Below are 15,987 nucleotides of genomic sequence, written 5' to 3' on the forward strand. Positions count from 1 at the left end.
GTAATGAATTTGGCGTTTGGGCAAGGTCGCACTGTAATCAAGTTCACGCACAAGCTGGCATCACGGATGCGTAAATCCGCGCGTGTGGCACTTGCCACGCTTGCCGTTGCAACCCTTGGAATGGGCGGTTTTGCCACTGAAACCCGTGCGGAGGATGCCGATCAAACGCCAAAAACCCTTGTTTTATTTGGCGATAGCCTGATGGCGGGTTACGGCCTTGCCCATGATAACGGCTTCGCGCCCAAGCTTCAGGCTGCTCTGAAGGAAGCCGGTCATGACGTGGACGTCGTGAACAGTTCGGTTTCGGGTGATACCACGGCAGCAGGCCTTGCCCGCCTTGACTGGGCATTGGTTGAAAAGCCTGATGCCGTCTTGCTTGAACTTGGCGCCAATGACGCGCTGCGCGGTATGGAACCGTCTAAGACCCGCGAAAACCTGGCCGAAATCCTTGAAAAACTGCGCGGCATGGATGTCGATGTTCTGTTGGCTGGCATGATGGCCCCGCCCAATATGGGCGCGGCATATGGGGATGAATTCAACAGCATCTATCCCGACCTCGCCAGCCGCTATCAGGTTGATCTCTATCCGTTTTTCCTTGAAGGTGTCGCCGCAGAGCCCGACCTTAACCAGGATGACGGCATGCATCCCAATGCCGACGGTGTTGACGTCATCGTCAAGCGGATCCTGCCCGACGTGATTGACTTGCTGCAAGACACCGATGCCAGCTAACCCCCGATAACTCTGCGTCTGCGGCGTTCAGGCCGAAATCGGCGGACCGCAAGCTTAACAAACCCCCAGTCTGTTAAGACATCGACGCTGCGCGGTATCAGGCCGCTGCCATGTGGATGGCACATAGCCGGTGCCGACCATTTCTTGCGCTATGTCGATGGGTAGTTCGTAAAACCGGAGGCTTTCCAAGGGTTTATGCGGTTCTCAGCAGGTTATAAAATTTCGCAAATTTGAAATTCAGCGCAATTTTGCCGCTTTGAAGTCCCGAAAAACTGCATATGTAGATAGAAAACATCAACAACCCGAAACGATTGCGTCATTGAGTCGCCAAGCGGTTCGGGTGCACGGATGCTCGGCCATAAAAATAACTAATATCAATGGTTTAATCAGAATTATCAGGTGGTGTTCAAGCCATGAATCTCGCCTGAAAATCCCCATTTGGGGACCAAAACAGGGGGGTTGGTGTAAAATTAACACCTCATTTACTTTCGGTTATGTTTCGAACTGCCTTTGCGTTAACTGCATATGTTGTTTTCCAAAATCTTCATCGCTTGGGTACAGACCATAAATCCGGGTTTTGGTGGTTTTCGCTGCGATGACAAGCACTGCGGTGATTTGAGCCACGGCTTGATAAAACCGTTCTAATTCAATATTTTATGGAGAATTCAAGTCCATTCTTGTCGGTTGCGACCTGTGGATAACTCCAACGTGGGCAAAATAGGCGTATCGAAGGTGGGAAATACACGTCTGCCCATAAATTATAAGCAATATCAATGTGTTGAATGAGGGTAGGGGACTCCATTGATTTCCAACGAGTCGCCTATTCGCCTGTGAATGAATCGGAAGCGATTCAATTTTGACTGCAAATGCAGTTGCAGGGGCCGGAATCCGTCGATACACTTCTAAAATATCAAGCTGAACGGCAGGGGAAATCTTCGCATTCAACGTTCGGTTTCGTCTGTTTAAGTCAAATACTTCAATGCCTTAAAGGGATTGTTCTGTGTCGTCTTCTTCCACCGTCAAGCAGTCCTACACCATTCCCTGTTCCTCGATCTTTCGCGATGCGGTGCTGCAACTGGCAGAACGCCGCGGTGTGAATGCTGCCGATCTGGCGCGTTCGGTGATGCTGATCGTCCCGGAAAAGGCGATTGAGGAATATCAGGATCCCGGCGACCCGCCCAAGGGCGATCGCGAAACCATCGTTTTGAAATCCGGCCCGGCCGAAGGGCGCCCGTGGCGGCGTAAACCCCGCCTGCAATTGCGCTTGCCGCCGGGCTTTTCGGTGGTCACGGTGCGCAAGGCCCTGCAAATGGCCATCGACTTTGATGCCGGTGATGTGAATATGCGCGTTGAGAAATCCGATGTCTTGGCGGCCGAACGCGCCGCCCTTGAAGAAGCACGCGCCCTTAAGAAACGTCAGGCAGAACCACCTGTCGAACTTCTGCAATCGCGTGAAGAACTCGAACGTCTGCGCCAGATTGTCGATAACCTGGCCTTTGATCCGCTTGATCGCGGTGTCACCACCTTTAACGAAGCGCTTCACGTCATGGGTTTTCCGCCCAGTGCACGCCCGGACTTGCGCGCGATCCGCGCCAAATACCGCGTTTTGGCGTCCATCCATCATCCCGATAGTAATTATGGCTCCCACCAGCGCATGACACAGCTAAATGCCGCCATGGAGATTTTGCGCAAGCATGTCGCCTGACGGCTGGCGTCGCACATGGTGACAAACCGCAGTGCGGACCCTTGTGGAAGGGTTGGCGCAATGCTTAGATGTAGCAAAGTGGATTTCTGGTTCGCGACCGGGCACAAGACCCGGACCCCCAAACCAGTCAGTAACGGGAGACAGCATGACGGCGGAATTTCGGGCGGCACATGCCAGCGGTGAAAACTGGGCCTCGGTCGCATCCGAGCTTGCAGAACTTCTCGAAAAGGAACCGTTGCCCAAACAGGCGCTGGCTTTTCTCTATGTCTCCGAACCGCTTGCCGAGGATCTCGGCAGTATCCTGACCTTCCTGCGCTCCCGCCTGTCGATCGAACACTGGATCGGAACATCCGGTGTCGGCGTTTGTGGATCAGGCCGGGCCTATTTCGGGGTTCCGGCGGCCTCTGTCATGGTGGCCCCCTTTGGCCGTGACGAATTTCATATCTTCGAACCGCTCAAATCCGAAGCCGATCTTGATGCGCCTGATCTGCAAAGCGCGATTGACCGCCTGCAGCCGATCTTTGGTCTGGTGCATGGCGATCCCGGCGCACCTGATAGTCTTGGCCAATTGGCCGAGCTGGCGCGATTGGGCTCGACCTATCTTGTGGGCGGCATTGCCTCGGGCGAGCGCGGCGCGCCACAGATTGCCGATCGCGTGGTGGATGGCGGTCTTTCGGGCGTTCTGTTTGATGGCAAGACCAGTGTTCAGGTCGGCATCAGTCAGGCCTGCACCCCGGTCGGCCCGGTCCATCGCGTAACAGAGGGCCGCGAAGGTATTGTCTCCACCCTTGATGATCGCCCGGCGCTTGAGGTGCTCAAGGAAGAACTTGATTCTGATGGCGGCGAACAATCCATGGCATCGGGGCGCTATCACGCGGCTCTGATGGTGCCGGGGTCCGATACCGGTGACTTTGTCGTGCGCAATTTGATGGGCATTGATCCGCAAAACAACATGATTGCGATCAGTGGCGACGTACAGGCGGGCGATGCCATCCGTTTTGTCCGCCGCGACGGGGCCGCAGCCGAACAGGATCTGCGTCGTATGCTCGCTGATTTGCAAAAACGCCTGCCGGGCAAACCGCGCGGCGCGCTTTATTGCAGCTGTGTCGCCCGTGGCCCGCATCTGTTTGGCACCGAAAGCCGCGAAATGATGATCATCCGCGATGAGCTCGGCGATTTGCCGCTGACCGGTTTTTACGGCAATGGCGAAATCTGCAATGACCGTTTCTATGGCTATACCGGCGTTCTGACCCTGTTTATCTAGGCCCGCGGCCTGGGCGCCCCATCCCCGATCACAAGAAATTTCCCCCGGGGCGGTTTCATCGCGCGATCAAGCGGATATATTCATACCATTGCAAAATCATGTGCCGCACCGATCAAGTCGGTCGCGCGGTGCAAAACAGGGGAATTTCATATGGAATATCGTCGATTGGGGCGTACTGACATTGATGTCAGCGTGATCTGCCTTGGCACCATGACCTGGGGCCAGCAGAACACACAGGAAGAAGCATTCGAACAGCTTGATTACGCCACGGCCAACGAAGTCAATTTCATCGATACCGCCGAAATGTATCCGGTCCCGGCGATGGAAGAGACCTTTACTGCTACCGAAACCATCATCGGCAACTGGCTTGAAAAACGCGGACGTCGCGATGATCTGGTGATTGCCACCAAGGTCGTCGGTCCCGCGGATCGCTTCCCGTATGTGCGCGGTGGGCCGCGTCTGACCCGCGGCCAAATTCATGAGGCGATTGATGGTTCGCTCAAACGTCTGAAAACCGACTATGTCGATCTCTATCAGCTCCACTGGCCGGATCGGAATTCCAACTTCTTCTCCAAACTGGGCTACACCCACGACCCGGAAGAGGAATTCACCCCGATCGAGGAAACGCTGGAAGCCCTTGATGAACTGGTCAAGGCCGGCAAGGTCTGCCATATCGGTCTGTCGAATGAAAGCCCGTGGGGGCTGATGAAGTTCCTCGAGCTGGCCGAAAAGAATGGCTGGCCGCGCGTGGTTTCGGTTCAGAACCCCTACAGCCTTCTGACCCGTCAATATGAAGTCGGTCTGGCCGAATGCTCGATCCGCGAAGATGCCGGTCTTCTTGCTTATTCGCCGCTCGGTGGCGGGGCGCTATCGGGTAAATATCTCGGCGGGGCGCGCCCGGATGGCGCACGTGTTTCCAAATGGCCGGAATATTTCGGGCGTTACCTTAAGGAAAACGGCGTCAAATCGACCGAGGCGTATGTGAAACTCGCCAAGGATAACGGTCTTGATCCGGCCCAGATGGCGCTGGCCTATGTCAATTCGCGTCCGTTCCTGACCTCGAACATCATTGGCGCGACCAGCATGGAACAGCTGAAATCCAATATCGGTTCGGCCCACATCACGCTGCCCGACAATGTTCTCGAGGAAATCGAAAACATCCACAAAATCTATACCTATCCCTGCCCGTAAGGCGTTCGGCCTTCGGTCACAGGATCGTCAGATTTTGACACCAGACTTCAGAGATACGGTGGGGAAACCTGCCGTATCCCTTTTACCCAAGACGGAGGCGACCCATGGTGACCCGCATTACTGGCAAGGAAGCTGATCTTGGGGATATGACGGTTCGCCGTATTTTACCTCATCGCGAAGCGCGGTCGGTTGGTCCGTTTGTCTTTTTCGACCACATGGGTCCGGTAAAATTTGAAACCGGTCACGGCGTTGATGTGCCCCCGCACCCCCATATCGGGTTGGCTACCGTCACTTATCTGTTTAATGGCGCGATCCTTCATCGCGACAGTCTCGGCAGCAATATTGAAATCACGCCCGGTGATCTCAACTGGATGCATGCCGGGCGGGGCATCACCCATTCCGAACGCGAAACCGAGATCGTGCGCAATTCCGTTCACGCCCTGCATGGTTTGCAGCTATGGGTCGCCCTCCCCGAGGAGGACGAAGAATCTGATCCCGCCTTTTATCACGTGCCGAAAGATGACCTTCCCATCATCGAGGATGCCGGTCTCCACATGCGCCTGATCGCGGGCGAGGCTTTTGGCAAAACCGCCCCCGTGCCGGTCAAATCCAAGCTCTATTACCTGGATGTTGCCATGGATGAAGGCGCACAGTTGTTGCTGCCTGGTGAAAATCAGGAAGGGGCGATTTATGTCGTGTCCGGCACGCTGCTGGTTGACGGCGAAAGTTATGAACCAGAAACCCTGATCTATGTCGCACCCGAAGAAATCCCCGACATCGTTGCCAAAACCGATTGCCGGGTGATGCTGCTCGGCGGTCTTCCGCTTGGCAAACGCCATATCTGGTGGAACTTTGTTTCCAGCAGCAAGGACCGGATCGAGGCCGCCAAAGCCGACTGGGCGGCGGGCAAGTTCCCGCAGATCGAGGGCGAGGACGATGCCTTGCCATTGCCCGAACGCTCGACCGGATAAACGATCTCTCTGTATCGAAACACCGCTCACCTCCACCCCGAACCTGAATTGGATTTAAGACATGCGTTTGTTTGTTGGTGTGGAAATCCCCCACGATATTGCGGTTGAACTTTACCCGCTCGGACGCGCGATCAAGGGGCTTGATCCCCAGACCCCGGAAAACATGCACATCACGCTCAAATTCATCGGCAATGTCGATCCCGGCCTTGCCGGTGAAATTGATCAGGCCTTGTCACAGGTCGCGTTTGAACCGTTCGATCTGCAGGTGTCCAGCCTTGATATGTTTGCATCGAACCGCAAGGTCCGCATTTTCTGGGCCGGGGTAAAGGATCAACCAGCCCTGCGCCAGCTTGCCAATCGCGTGGAAAATGCGTTGCTCGCACTTGAAGAATGTCCGGACATGGATATGCGCAAATTCACCCCGCACATCACGCTGGGGCGCAACCGCGATGCGGCGCGTGCGTCCATAGAACAGGCGATTGTCGATCATGGCGATGTCGGATCAAAGGTGTTCACCGTTGATCGTTTCTGCTTGTATGAAAGCCATTCCACAGTCGATGGTCCGGAATTTCGCGTGATTGCCGCCTATGACGGCAAGGATGGCCCGATCCAGGAGCCGGACCTGTCCGACGCCTTTGTCACAGAGGATTTTCAATGAAACTTGGCTTTATCGGAACCGGCGCAATCAGCGATGCGGTCATTCGCGGTCTTTTGACCAGTGACTACTCGGCAAGTGAAATCATCGTTTCACGCCGAAGCGAACATATCTCGCAAAAGCTCGCTGCCGACTTTGACCGGGTGCGGGTTGAGGACGACAATCAGGCAATCATTGATCAGTCCGACATGATCTTTCTGGCGGTCCTGCCGCAAATTGCCGGTGATGTTCTCTCAGCGCTGCGCGTACCCGACGACAAACAGATTGTCAGTCTGATCGCCACCATTTCGGTTGCCGATCTCAAGGCTGGGCTTGGCACCAACGCACAATGTGATCGCGCCATTCCCCTGCCACCGGTCGAACATCATGCCTGTGTGACGGCGGTTTATCCCGGCTCGCCCGATGTCATGGCCCTGTTTGAAAAGCTCGGCGGGGCGGTGGCGGCCGACACCATCGATGCCTTTGATGGCTATGCGGCGGGCAGTGCCCTGATGGCGACCTATTTCACCGTGCTTGAAAGTGCTGCCCTTTGGATGGTCAAACAGGGCTCCGACTATGCCGATGCACGTCGTTACCTCGCCGCCCTGTTTTCCGGCCTATCCCAAAACACCGACAAGGCGCCGGATCAAAGCTTCGCCAATCTCTATGAAGGTCACATCACCGCTGGCGGCCTGAACGAACAGGTTTCGCAAACCTTCATCCGCGAAAAGGGCACGGATGCCATCCACACCGCCCTTGATGAAGTCTTTGCCCGCATCAAGGCCTCTTCGTAGTTAAACTAAATCATTTAAACCCATTTTGGTAGTTAGCTCAGTTTGTTGGCCGCCTGAGTGACGTCATTCGCCGTCATTGGTGTGCAATATGCACATTCTGGTTGACGGCGTATCTGCGGGTGTGTAATATGCACACAATAAGTGGGGAAAATGGGCCGTGAAGATAGTTTAATTGCACGGCAAGCACTGTCAGGGAAAGGTTTGTTCGTATGGTGAAAATGGCGAATTTAATGGGTAAACGAACACATGAGTATCACGAGCAAGGTGATAGTGTCCGCCCTAGTCAAAGCAGGGTGGGAGCATGTCAGGACTGAAGGCAGTCATTGGCATTTTAAGAAAGAGGGTAATCCCAATTTGGTGACAGTGGTGCATCCGAGGAAGGATAATCCGATACGTTACGTGAAAAAGTTGGAGAAGATCTCTGGGGTAGCACTCTTATGATTGCTGCCTTGATGGTTTGTGAGAGAGGCGTTTGGACGCTTCTCTCTCCGACTCTCAATATAACAACTCAACGGAAATGTGCGTGCCCACATTGCACATTTTATCAAAGGGAAAAAATGAGACATGGAACGCAACTACGCCGCGTTCATCCTTAAAGACGACGATGGTTACACTGTTGTCTTTCCGGATTTGCCTGGTTGCATGTCTGCTGCTTCGACATTCGATGAAGCATACAATAATGCTCGCGAAGTGCTTCCGGCCTATCTGGATACGATGCGCGCCGAAAACCTGGATATTCCTGAACCCACACCGTTCGAGAATGCCGTAGCTGACCCTGAAGACATCGACGCTGTTGTCGGCAAACTTCTGGTTCCGGCTAAAATGCCGGGTCATATGGTCAGAACCAACATCACGATTGATTCCTACCTTTTGGAAGCGATCGATAGGATTACGACAAACCGTTCCGCGTTCTTCAATGAGCTTGCGGAACAGGAAGTTAAACGCCGGATTACGGCATAAAATAAAGCCCCTAAAAGTTTGCATGCAAAGCCCGCGTCACAATTGACGCGGGCTTTTTAGTATTCGTAGTGTAACGACGAGTATTCGAAAATTACGCCGCTTCAGTCTTGTTCTGATACCCCACTGTCAGGCGTTGCTGGCCGCCATTGCCGGTTTCAATCAGATCGACCATCGCATAGCCGAAATCAGCAAAGCTGATCCGCGCCATTCCGTCATGATCGGGTACTAGCGTATCGGTGCCGCGCACATACTGGCCAGTCAGCGCGCCGTCAAACAGCATCGCGGGCGGGCGCAGGCAGGTCCATTGCACATCCTCATACTGATCAAACAGCGCATCCTGCTCGGCACAGGCCTCGGCAATTGGACGCACGGCATCGGGCAGGAAATCCGGGGCGCTTAGCACCGTATGGCCACTGTCATCGGCCAGCTTCAGGGTCGCGGCTCCGCCGGTGAGATAAATCGGACTGTTGGTTGTGCGCGCGGCATCAAGCAGGACCTTGCTCATATCGACCAGCAGGCTTTCCGATCCCGTGATTGGGCGCAGTGCACTGACCGCGACGTCATGATCTGCCATCAGCGCGGCCACCCGCGTCGGGTTGGCCAGCACATCAAGGCTTTCACGGGTCACTTCACCCGGCATATCCGCCAGTTTATCGATATTGCGTGCAATCGCCGTCACGTGATGGCCGCGCTTGATGGCTTCACGCAGGGTGGCGGTGCCAACATCGCCAGTGGCGCCAAACAGGATAATTTTCATCAGACGTTTCCTTATATATGTGGGGCGTAAATTTTCAGGTGGTGCGAGGGGCAGGCTCAGGAATTGGGGCCGGGGTTGTTTCCGGTCCTGGTGCCGTTGCGGCTTTGGGGCGGGCGGCGCGTTGACCAAGCCAGATGCTGGTCAGCACGACGATCACCCCAACCATCTGAAGAGGACTGAGCGCTTCGCCCAGAATGATCCAACCCAGCAAAACCGCACTGGTCGGGCTTAAAAAGCCAAAGCTTGTCACCGTCGTCGGACCCAGCCGCGCAATACCCCGGAACCACAGGTAATAGGTCAGCGCCGCCCCGATCAGACCCAGCCACACCAGACCGGCAAGGTTGGTCAGGTTTGGGACCGGGAAGCCTGGCTCAACAACCAGCGCGACCGGGATCAAAAGCAGCCCGCCTGCGGTCAATTGCCAGGCGGTAAAGGTTAGCGGCGAGACCGGCGGCTGCCATTTACGCGTCATGACGGTGCCGGCCGCCATCGATGCGGCCCCCAAAAGGGCGGCGGCAATGCCGATCGGATCAAGGCTGCTGGTCGGACCAAGAACAAGCATCGCCACCCCGATCAAGCCCGAAACGGCAGCAACAATCCCCAGCATCGTGATGCCTGATCCCAGGGCAACGCGGGCGAGAAACAGCACAAGCAACGGCTGGATCGCGCCGAGTGTGGCCGCCACCCCGCCAGGCAGGCGATAGGCCGCGACAAACAGCATCGACCAGAACACGGCAAAGTTCAGCGCACCCAGGACAAACACCCGGGTCCGCCATCCGGCGGGCGGCAATTGCCGGACAACCAGCAACAGGATCAAGCCCGCTGGCAGGGCGCGCAAAAGGGCAACGGTCAGCGGAAAGCCACCCGGCAGCATTTCCGTGGTGACGATATAGCTGCTCCCCCAGATGATCGGGGCAAGCGCGGTCAGGCATAAATCAGTCGTTCTATTCATGGGGCATCTCCATTTATCTTGACGTCAAGATATATTCAGAAATCTTGACGTCAAGATAAATATTTGGGAGAACCTCTAGCCATGGATAAAGTTGATCGCATACTCGCGCAGTGGCGCCGCGAAAGACCCGACCTCGATGTCACGCAAATGGGCGTGATTGGCCGGGTGGGGCGGCTGCGCAATCGGTTAAGTGCTGCCCATGAACGTGTTTTCAAAAAATACGATCTGTCACCGGCAAGCTTTGATGTGCTGGCCACCTTGCGCCGTTCCGGCCCGCCCTATGCGCTAAGCCCCTCGGAACTCATCGAATGGACAATGGTGACATCAGGCACCATGACCAATCGCCTTGATAAGCTTGAAAAGGCGGGGCTTGTCACACGCCAACGCAACCCGGAAGACGGGCGTGGCTTTGTGATTGCGCTGACCGACCAGGGGTTCAATCTGATCGACGCCGCCGTCACTGATCACGTCGCCAACCAGCATCAAATGATGGAAGCCCTAAGCGCAGACGAACTCGAACAGCTTGATGGGCTTTTGCGCAAATGGCTCTCCGCGTTCGCGACTGGGAATCCCGATGCGAGATAGCTCGCATATATGTACGGCCCAAACTTGCGTCGTTTTCTCGCTTTCCAGCATCGATGCACAGATCAAGAATTTACGATCCTGATCTGTCTGAGGCCAACACCTAACGATAATTTACAGAATATTGCAGAGAAATTTAACGCGTATAGTATCGCAATGGTTGTTTTTTCGTTGCTTTTTTTATTAGAAAAATTATATAAACCTATAAGTAGAAAAAACAGCGATTAATGACGCGCTATTGTCGCTTTCAAATGAAATGCTTCCCGCACTTCTTAATGGACAAACAAACTCTCGTACCGACTGATTTTCCTCGAAAGATAGCTACTTTGCGAGGAGTTAAGAGAAGCGTATTGGCCGTTGCGAGAATGTCAGATCTGTTTGTTTGGGGGGTATTCATAGACCGGAAAGGTTATGAATATGCAGGATACTTCGCCCAATACCCAGCCAGACTTGTCTAAGCCGCTGATCACAGAGCCAGCTCAAACCTCACCCGGTGTGCCAATAACCGATCTTGGACCTCTGCATTATCTGATAGGTACATGGACAAACCAGAACTTGCCAGGCACGGAAAAGGGAAATTCTAAATCTCCATATTCCTATAATGTGATGCCATTGCCGCAGGTGGACCCGACCAGTCCATCGGGTTTCATCCTCAAGAACTTCTCATACTATGAAGAATTAACCTTTTCGGCCATTCACGGTAACGCCGAAAATCGCGGCGGAATTGGTGCCCAGACTGCCTATACGCTTTTCTATGAACAGCGCGTGTATTTCGCCGAAGGCCCGAATACTGATGCACTTGTTCATGCGGAAAACGGGTCTTTGTTGTTCCTCCGCGACGGGCTCCAGCAACTCGGACCTTACGGAAACGGCGACAGCCCGGGAATCGGCAATAAAAATGTCACCAACAGCATGCCACCAACTCAGGCTTTCAATCTGGTGAAACAGGTATCTGTGCCACATGGCAACTCGATCCTTGCGCTGGGAAACTACGATCTAAATGCCGGGCCCATCAATGGGGTGCCAGAAATTCCACCCGTAAGCGTATTGCCAGAGGGTTTTTCCAGTCTACCACCGCAATACACCAACCTTGATCCTGTCATGAATCCCCAGCCGGACTATACGGCCAACCCGAACTTGGTTCTGAACGAAGCTCTTGCCGTTCGACCGTGTTCTAGTTTTCTTACTTTAGCGATGAGTACATTCAACGGTAAGGGTGCGGTAACCAATATCGGGTTCGAGCAGCAACATGCGAATGTGCAAGGCTACGATTTCACATACTGGCTTGAAGCTTTTGATGGCACGGACAATTTCACCCAGCTGCAATATAGCCAGACCATCTGGATGCAGCTTCCGGTGGGCGGCAGGTTGCTTACTTTCCCGCATGTGACGGCGAACACGATGACCAAGGTTTAGATTTCCTGAGGTTGCTTGTTGATTATGTGCGCTTGGGCAAGTCGCCATGATTGTCTGCGCATATCACCTGACATACTCTGTTCAAGCTAGAGGATATTCCCATGACAATACCCACAGCCAGCAGCGATAAGCTTCTGCCGCCGACCAAGGCAGAAAAGAGATTGATTAACAAGATTAACAATTCTGCAAAATGGAACCGTGATCGGGCTCTCAACGAACTAAAAGAGCACCTTCAAATCGCTGTGGAGATCGAACTCGCGACCTTGCCAATCTATCTTTACACTTATTATTCCATTGATCGGACGCCGGATGACTTTCCGGCAACACCTGTTTCCCGTTTTGCTGACGAGGCCGGTGCACTGATCATGAGCGTTGCGGTGGAAGAAATGCTACATATGTCGCTGGCATGCAACATCCTCTTTTCATTGGGGGGGGATCCGCAACTCTATGGAAAGTCCCCGTGGCCTTATCCGGCCAATTTGCCGCACCATGAGAAGCTGGGACCTGATTGCAAGCCAATGCAAATTCCGCTTGCACCGTTTTCGCTCGAACAGATGTGGAAGTTTCTGGAGATCGAGTATCCCGCCACATCCGACGCGCCGCCGCAAAGCGATAACTGGGACACAATCGGCCAAGTTTATTCCTATGTCCGCTGCATTATCCTGTCGAAATACATCCTTGATGAGGATTTCCAGGTCGGTGCGCGTGCTTGGCAGATTCAGGATGCCAACTATTCCCCGAACAATATCGATACGGTTTATCCGACCGGCAACTTTAATAAAAACCGTCCTGTTCCAACACCGGTCGTGGGTTCAGCAGCCCGCGTTGCAGATTTTACCAGCCATGATGACAGCCATGCCGGTAGTGAGGCATTGCTGACGGTTAACAGCTGCGAGAGTGCGCTTCTGGCAATTCAAACCATCGATGCGCAGGGTGAAGGTTATGGTCCAAGCAAGTTTGACGACCCGTCAGACCAAGAACTTTCCCATTATTACAAGTTTCTAACGTTGCAATCGAAACTTGAGGGCTATGACCCGAAGCATGAAAAAATCCCGGCCAATCCTAAGCCGCCGAAGCCTGCACAGGACCCTATCACTAACAAAAATTTGGAGTGTTTTGTCTATAACGTTCCAACCAATCCTGAGGCAGCACAGTATGGACAAGGTTTCAAGGAATGTGCAGATGTGGTGAATGGTCTTTACCAATATATGCTGATCATGACCGAGACCATCTTTAAGGTTGGGCCTAAATTTCAGAAGGTTTATTTCAATCAGGCCCTGCATCGTTCGATGATCTGGATACTGGATAAGGTTCTCCAAGCCATGCGTACGCAGCAGGCGACGGTAACGTGTGGATCTTTGGTAAGGGAGGTTGCTTTCGCACCATCATTTGAAAATATCGACTTGGGTACGCGCGATCAGGCATTTTCAAACTTGAAAAAAATGTGTGCCGAACTCGATAATAAGTATGGCACTGCCAAGTGGTACAAGGATAGTTATATCAAGTCTTATGTTGATATGATCCCGACATTATTTGATGTCAGCCCTTATTGGGGGGGGCTACCACAATTTCCGGCGAAGCCGCCTGCAGAAATTGGTGCAAATGAAGTTCGACACGCCTGTATGGGGTTGAATTCCTGTGCCAATCAGGGCCGGACTCGTCAGAACGATTGTGCAGGGCAGGGTTATTGTTCCACAGCACTGGCTTACAATTATGCCAATCCGTCCCAGCCACTTGTCGCGGACCATACTTGCCATGTGAAAAACAATTGTGCCGGTCAGGGGGGCTGTGGCCTGTATGGCACGGCAGAGGAACAAAACAATCCTGGTGGCAATGACTGTGCAACCCTTGGCTCGTGTGCGACGCCAATCAATGCTGAACGCTTCAGCACGATGGGTCCAAACCAGGGTAAGGGCGTCTGGTCGCGCGCGCGCGAAATATTCGAGAAAGAAACTTATCCACAACTGCGTAAGAAAAATCCAAATCTGCCAGAAACGCCGCCATCAGTCCCACATCCTGAATTGTTTAAATATGGTCCGACCATCGAGTGGATTCAGGACTATAGCGGTCAGGGCATGACGGCGTGTGGTGCCAGTGGCATGAGCGGCGCGGGCAGTTGCGCCTGATGAGCAGTGGAAACGATAAAAGTCTTGCCAAACCGGCAAACCCGCACCCCGCCGTTGATCGGCTGGATCTGGGGGTCGGTTTGCGCAACAGTCACTTTGACCATATCCTGAAGGAATGGCCGAAAGTCGACTGGTTCGAAGCCATCTCAGAAAACTTCATGGATTCAGGTGGGCGGCCACGCTGGGTTCTTGATCAGATCGCGGAACGCTATCCGATTGTACTGCATGGTGTTTCCATGTCAATCGGAAGCACCGATCCCCTTGATCTGGATTATCTCGCCAAACTCAAAAAGCTTGCAGACGATGTTTCCGCAAGATGGGTAAGCGATCATCTCTGCTGGACGGGCATATTGGGTCTCAATAGTCATGATCTTCTGCCCATGATGCTGACCGAAGAGGCGCTTGATCACGTGGTGCAAAGGGTCAGGCAGGCGCAAGATATCTTGGAGCGCCCACTGGTGCTTGAAAACCCCAGCAGCTATGTGCAGTTCCAGAAATCAACCATCAGTGAGCCGGATTTCCTGCGTGCACTGTGTGATGAAACAGGTTGTCGACTGCTGCTTGACGTCAACAATGTTTACGTCACGTGCTTTAATGCCGGGACCAGCACCGCAGACTATATGAAGGCATTTCCGTTTGACCGGGTGGTGCAAATGCATCTGGCCGGACATCAGCATTGTGGCACCCATATTGTTGATACCCATGACAGTCCGGTCTGTGATGAGGTTTGGCAACTGTTTCGAACCGCCTGGCAAAAAACCGGCGGTGCGGCTGCCCTTTTGGAATGGGATGGTGATGTGCCAGAGTTTGAGCGTGTGCATGCGGAAGTTTTGCGCGCCCGGGCATATATCGCAGATATTGCACCGGTTTCTGATGCAAACGCACCGAAACAGTCAAAAAAAACCACATCCACGCCAATAGACTTTTTGGTGCCAAACGTGATGAATGACAGCAGGATCCAGATGCCATGACAGCGGATGCGCAGTCTTTGTCCAAGATGCAGCGCTGGATGATGGAAGCCCTGGTTGCACCGGGAAAGGTCGATCAGTCGAGTGTGGCTGAGACATTCCTGCCCGGTGCGCAACTCGATGCTGCGTCGTGTCTGGCTGTCTATCAGCGCAGCTATATCATCAGGCTGAGAATATGTTTGATGGAGCAGTTCCCGGCCACCGTCCACGCTCTTGGCGAAGAGCTGTTTTGTGACTTTGCAGACGAGTATCTGCGCACCTGTCCGTCGGACAGTTATACGCTTTATGAGCTGGGTCGACGTTTTGCTGGATGGATGGAAGAAAACCGCCCCGATCGTGACTTGCCCTCAGAGGAGCGCGAGCCCTGGATCAATTTCATGATTGATCTGGCAACCTACGAACGAACGCTGTTCCATCTTTTTGATGCTCCAGGGCACGAGGGCAAGCCGTGGCCATCAATCGAAACGCCAGACAATGAACTGATTTTGTTACCCGGTCTCGTTCTGGCGAAGTTCCGTTTTCCGGTTGCCTGGTATTATCACGAAGTGCGTGCAGGAAAATCTCCAGCCTATCCTGCCCCCCTGCAGCAACTGGTTGCCATTGTGCGCAAAGACTTCCAAACGACGACATTTCCCCTCAGCCCGTTTCACTTTCGGTTTCTGAAGTCGATACAACGATTGGGGAGTATCGAGCGATCGCTGGAGGACATTGCGCTCTGGTGTGGCCGTCCCCTTAAGGATGTCCAGAACTCTTGGATTGCAGATGTCAGACAAGGCTGGATTAATTCGGGGTTCTTCATTCGCCGACAAGATCAGGAATAGACAAAGCACTTCGGAAGCTGAGATTTGAGCAGCTTGATACCCTGCTGTCAGGAAACCTGCCAAACGCATGAAAAACCAACATTGTGCACACGCACATGTGCCGGTTGGTCTTGTCTC

The 15,987-nt window shown here is 53.6% G+C and carries 16 protein-coding genes; 14 read left to right on the plus strand and 2 right to left on the minus strand.

The window, feature by feature from the left end; all coding sequences use genetic code 11:
* The first annotated feature begins 3 nt into the window (after positions 1 to 3).
* The 9 genes from ACXAIA_RS02650 to ACXAIA_RS02690 all read left to right on the plus strand — a co-directional run bounded on the left by ACXAIA_RS02650 (position 4) and on the right by ACXAIA_RS02690 (position 8,248).
* Positions 4 to 729 carry an arylesterase gene (locus ACXAIA_RS02650; protein WP_475347975.1) on the plus strand — a complete coding sequence of 242 codons (726 nt, stop codon included), beginning with the start codon at positions 4 to 6 and terminating at the stop codon, positions 727 to 729.
* Between the two features lie 1,000 nt (positions 730 to 1,729).
* Positions 1,730 to 2,434, plus strand: coding sequence for a J domain-containing protein (locus tag ACXAIA_RS02655; RefSeq protein WP_475347976.1), 705 nt, complete (start codon positions 1,730 to 1,732; stop codon positions 2,432 to 2,434).
* 145 nt (positions 2,435 to 2,579) lie between these two features.
* Positions 2,580 to 3,698 (plus strand): FIST signal transduction protein, encoded by a 1,119-nt coding sequence (locus ACXAIA_RS02660; RefSeq protein WP_475342831.1) that lies wholly within the window; start codon positions 2,580 to 2,582, stop codon positions 3,696 to 3,698.
* 150 nt (positions 3,699 to 3,848) lie between these two features.
* Entirely contained in the window at positions 3,849 to 4,889 is a 1,041-nt protein-coding gene (locus tag ACXAIA_RS02665) for an NADP(H)-dependent aldo-keto reductase (RefSeq protein WP_475347977.1), read from the plus strand.
* A 104-nt stretch (positions 4,890 to 4,993) separates the two neighbouring features.
* Positions 4,994 to 5,860: a pirin family protein gene (locus ACXAIA_RS02670; RefSeq protein WP_475347978.1), complete on the plus strand. Its 867-nt coding sequence runs from the start codon at positions 4,994 to 4,996 to the stop codon at positions 5,858 to 5,860.
* A 61-nt stretch (positions 5,861 to 5,921) separates the two neighbouring features.
* Positions 5,922 to 6,518, plus strand: a complete 597-nt coding sequence (thpR, locus tag ACXAIA_RS02675) for an RNA 2',3'-cyclic phosphodiesterase (RefSeq protein WP_475347979.1) — start codon at positions 5,922 to 5,924, stop codon at positions 6,516 to 6,518.
* On the plus strand, positions 6,515 to 7,288 hold the full coding sequence (locus ACXAIA_RS02680; RefSeq protein ID WP_475347980.1) for a pyrroline-5-carboxylate reductase: 774 nt from the start codon (positions 6,515 to 6,517) through the stop codon (positions 7,286 to 7,288). Before thpR ends, ACXAIA_RS02680 begins: the two co-directional genes overlap by 4 nt.
* 246 nt (positions 7,289 to 7,534) lie before the next feature.
* Complete coding sequence (locus tag ACXAIA_RS02685) at positions 7,535 to 7,729, plus strand: type II toxin-antitoxin system HicA family toxin (protein ID WP_475347981.1); 195 nt, start codon at positions 7,535 to 7,537, stop codon at positions 7,727 to 7,729.
* 123 nt (positions 7,730 to 7,852) lie between these two features.
* Positions 7,853 to 8,248 (plus strand): type II toxin-antitoxin system HicB family antitoxin, encoded by a 396-nt coding sequence (locus ACXAIA_RS02690; RefSeq protein ID WP_475347982.1) that lies wholly within the window; start codon positions 7,853 to 7,855, stop codon positions 8,246 to 8,248.
* A gap of 91 nt (positions 8,249 to 8,339) precedes the next feature.
* Here the strand turns inward: ACXAIA_RS02690 and ACXAIA_RS02695 are convergent, their stop codons facing one another.
* Together ACXAIA_RS02695 and ACXAIA_RS02700 are read right to left on the minus strand one after the other, a co-directional pair.
* Positions 8,340 to 9,005 carry an NAD(P)-dependent oxidoreductase gene (locus ACXAIA_RS02695; protein WP_475347983.1) on the minus strand — a complete coding sequence of 222 codons (666 nt, stop codon included), beginning with the start codon at positions 9,003 to 9,005 and terminating at the stop codon, positions 8,340 to 8,342.
* Positions 9,006 to 9,039: 34 nt separating this feature from the next.
* A complete protein-coding gene (locus ACXAIA_RS02700; protein ID WP_475347984.1) occupies positions 9,040 to 9,957 on the minus strand; it encodes an EamA family transporter in 918 nt (305 codons plus the stop codon).
* Between the two features lie 81 nt (positions 9,958 to 10,038).
* On the opposite strand from ACXAIA_RS02700, the gene ACXAIA_RS02705 reads away from it, so the two are divergent.
* The 5 genes from ACXAIA_RS02705 to ACXAIA_RS02725 all read left to right on the plus strand — a co-directional run bounded on the left by ACXAIA_RS02705 (position 10,039) and on the right by ACXAIA_RS02725 (position 15,870).
* Positions 10,039 to 10,542 carry a MarR family winged helix-turn-helix transcriptional regulator gene (locus tag ACXAIA_RS02705; RefSeq protein WP_475347985.1) on the plus strand — a complete coding sequence of 168 codons (504 nt, stop codon included), beginning with the start codon at positions 10,039 to 10,041 and terminating at the stop codon, positions 10,540 to 10,542.
* A gap of 408 nt (positions 10,543 to 10,950) precedes the next feature.
* Positions 10,951 to 11,955, plus strand: coding sequence for a heme-binding protein (locus tag ACXAIA_RS02710; RefSeq protein WP_475342823.1), 1,005 nt, complete (start codon positions 10,951 to 10,953; stop codon positions 11,953 to 11,955).
* A 101-nt stretch (positions 11,956 to 12,056) separates the two neighbouring features.
* The gene (locus ACXAIA_RS02715; protein ID WP_475347986.1) at positions 12,057 to 14,081 is read left to right on the plus strand and encodes a ferritin-like domain-containing protein; all 2,025 of its coding nucleotides are present in this window, start codon (positions 12,057 to 12,059) and stop codon (positions 14,079 to 14,081) included.
* Positions 14,081 to 15,052 (plus strand): MNIO family bufferin maturase, encoded by a 972-nt coding sequence (gene bufB, locus ACXAIA_RS02720; RefSeq protein WP_475347987.1) that lies wholly within the window; start codon positions 14,081 to 14,083, stop codon positions 15,050 to 15,052. The genes ACXAIA_RS02715 and bufB overlap by 1 nt, the downstream gene beginning before the upstream one ends.
* Positions 15,049 to 15,870 (plus strand): HvfC/BufC family peptide modification chaperone, encoded by an 822-nt coding sequence (locus ACXAIA_RS02725; protein WP_475347988.1) that lies wholly within the window; start codon positions 15,049 to 15,051, stop codon positions 15,868 to 15,870. The genes bufB and ACXAIA_RS02725 overlap by 4 nt, the downstream gene beginning before the upstream one ends.
* Positions 15,871 to 15,987 lie beyond the last annotated feature (117 nt).

This window comes from Thalassospira sp. ABL2_045, assembly GCF_056161285.1.

Excerpts from the sequence above, each read along its gene's own strand:
- ACXAIA_RS02650 (WP_475347975.1), top strand. The coding sequence starts at position 4 with ATGAATTTGGCGTTTGGGCAAGGTCGCACTGTAATCAAGTTCACGCAC.
- ACXAIA_RS02660 (WP_475342831.1), top strand. The coding sequence starts at position 2,580 with ATGACGGCGGAATTTCGGGCGGCACATGCCAGCGGTGAAAACTGGGCC.
- ACXAIA_RS02665 (WP_475347977.1), top strand. The coding sequence starts at position 3,849 with ATGGAATATCGTCGATTGGGGCGTACTGACATTGATGTCAGCGTGATC.
- ACXAIA_RS02670 (WP_475347978.1), top strand. The coding sequence starts at position 4,994 with ATGGTGACCCGCATTACTGGCAAGGAAGCTGATCTTGGGGATATGACG.
- thpR (WP_475347979.1), top strand. The coding sequence starts at position 5,922 with ATGCGTTTGTTTGTTGGTGTGGAAATCCCCCACGATATTGCGGTTGAA.
- ACXAIA_RS02680 (WP_475347980.1), top strand. The coding sequence starts at position 6,515 with ATGAAACTTGGCTTTATCGGAACCGGCGCAATCAGCGATGCGGTCATT.
- ACXAIA_RS02685 (WP_475347981.1), top strand. The coding sequence starts at position 7,535 with ATGAGTATCACGAGCAAGGTGATAGTGTCCGCCCTAGTCAAAGCAGGG.
- ACXAIA_RS02690 (WP_475347982.1), top strand. The coding sequence starts at position 7,853 with ATGGAACGCAACTACGCCGCGTTCATCCTTAAAGACGACGATGGTTAC.
- ACXAIA_RS02695 (WP_475347983.1), bottom strand. The coding sequence starts at position 9,005 with ATGAAAATTATCCTGTTTGGCGCCACTGGCGATGTTGGCACCGCCACC.
- ACXAIA_RS02700 (WP_475347984.1), bottom strand. The coding sequence starts at position 9,957 with ATGAATAGAACGACTGATTTATGCCTGACCGCGCTTGCCCCGATCATC.
- ACXAIA_RS02705 (WP_475347985.1), top strand. The coding sequence starts at position 10,039 with ATGGATAAAGTTGATCGCATACTCGCGCAGTGGCGCCGCGAAAGACCC.
- ACXAIA_RS02710 (WP_475342823.1), top strand. The coding sequence starts at position 10,951 with ATGAATATGCAGGATACTTCGCCCAATACCCAGCCAGACTTGTCTAAG.
- ACXAIA_RS02715 (WP_475347986.1), top strand. The coding sequence starts at position 12,057 with ATGACAATACCCACAGCCAGCAGCGATAAGCTTCTGCCGCCGACCAAG.
- bufB (WP_475347987.1), top strand. The coding sequence starts at position 14,081 with ATGAGCAGTGGAAACGATAAAAGTCTTGCCAAACCGGCAAACCCGCAC.
- ACXAIA_RS02725 (WP_475347988.1), top strand. The coding sequence starts at position 15,049 with ATGACAGCGGATGCGCAGTCTTTGTCCAAGATGCAGCGCTGGATGATG.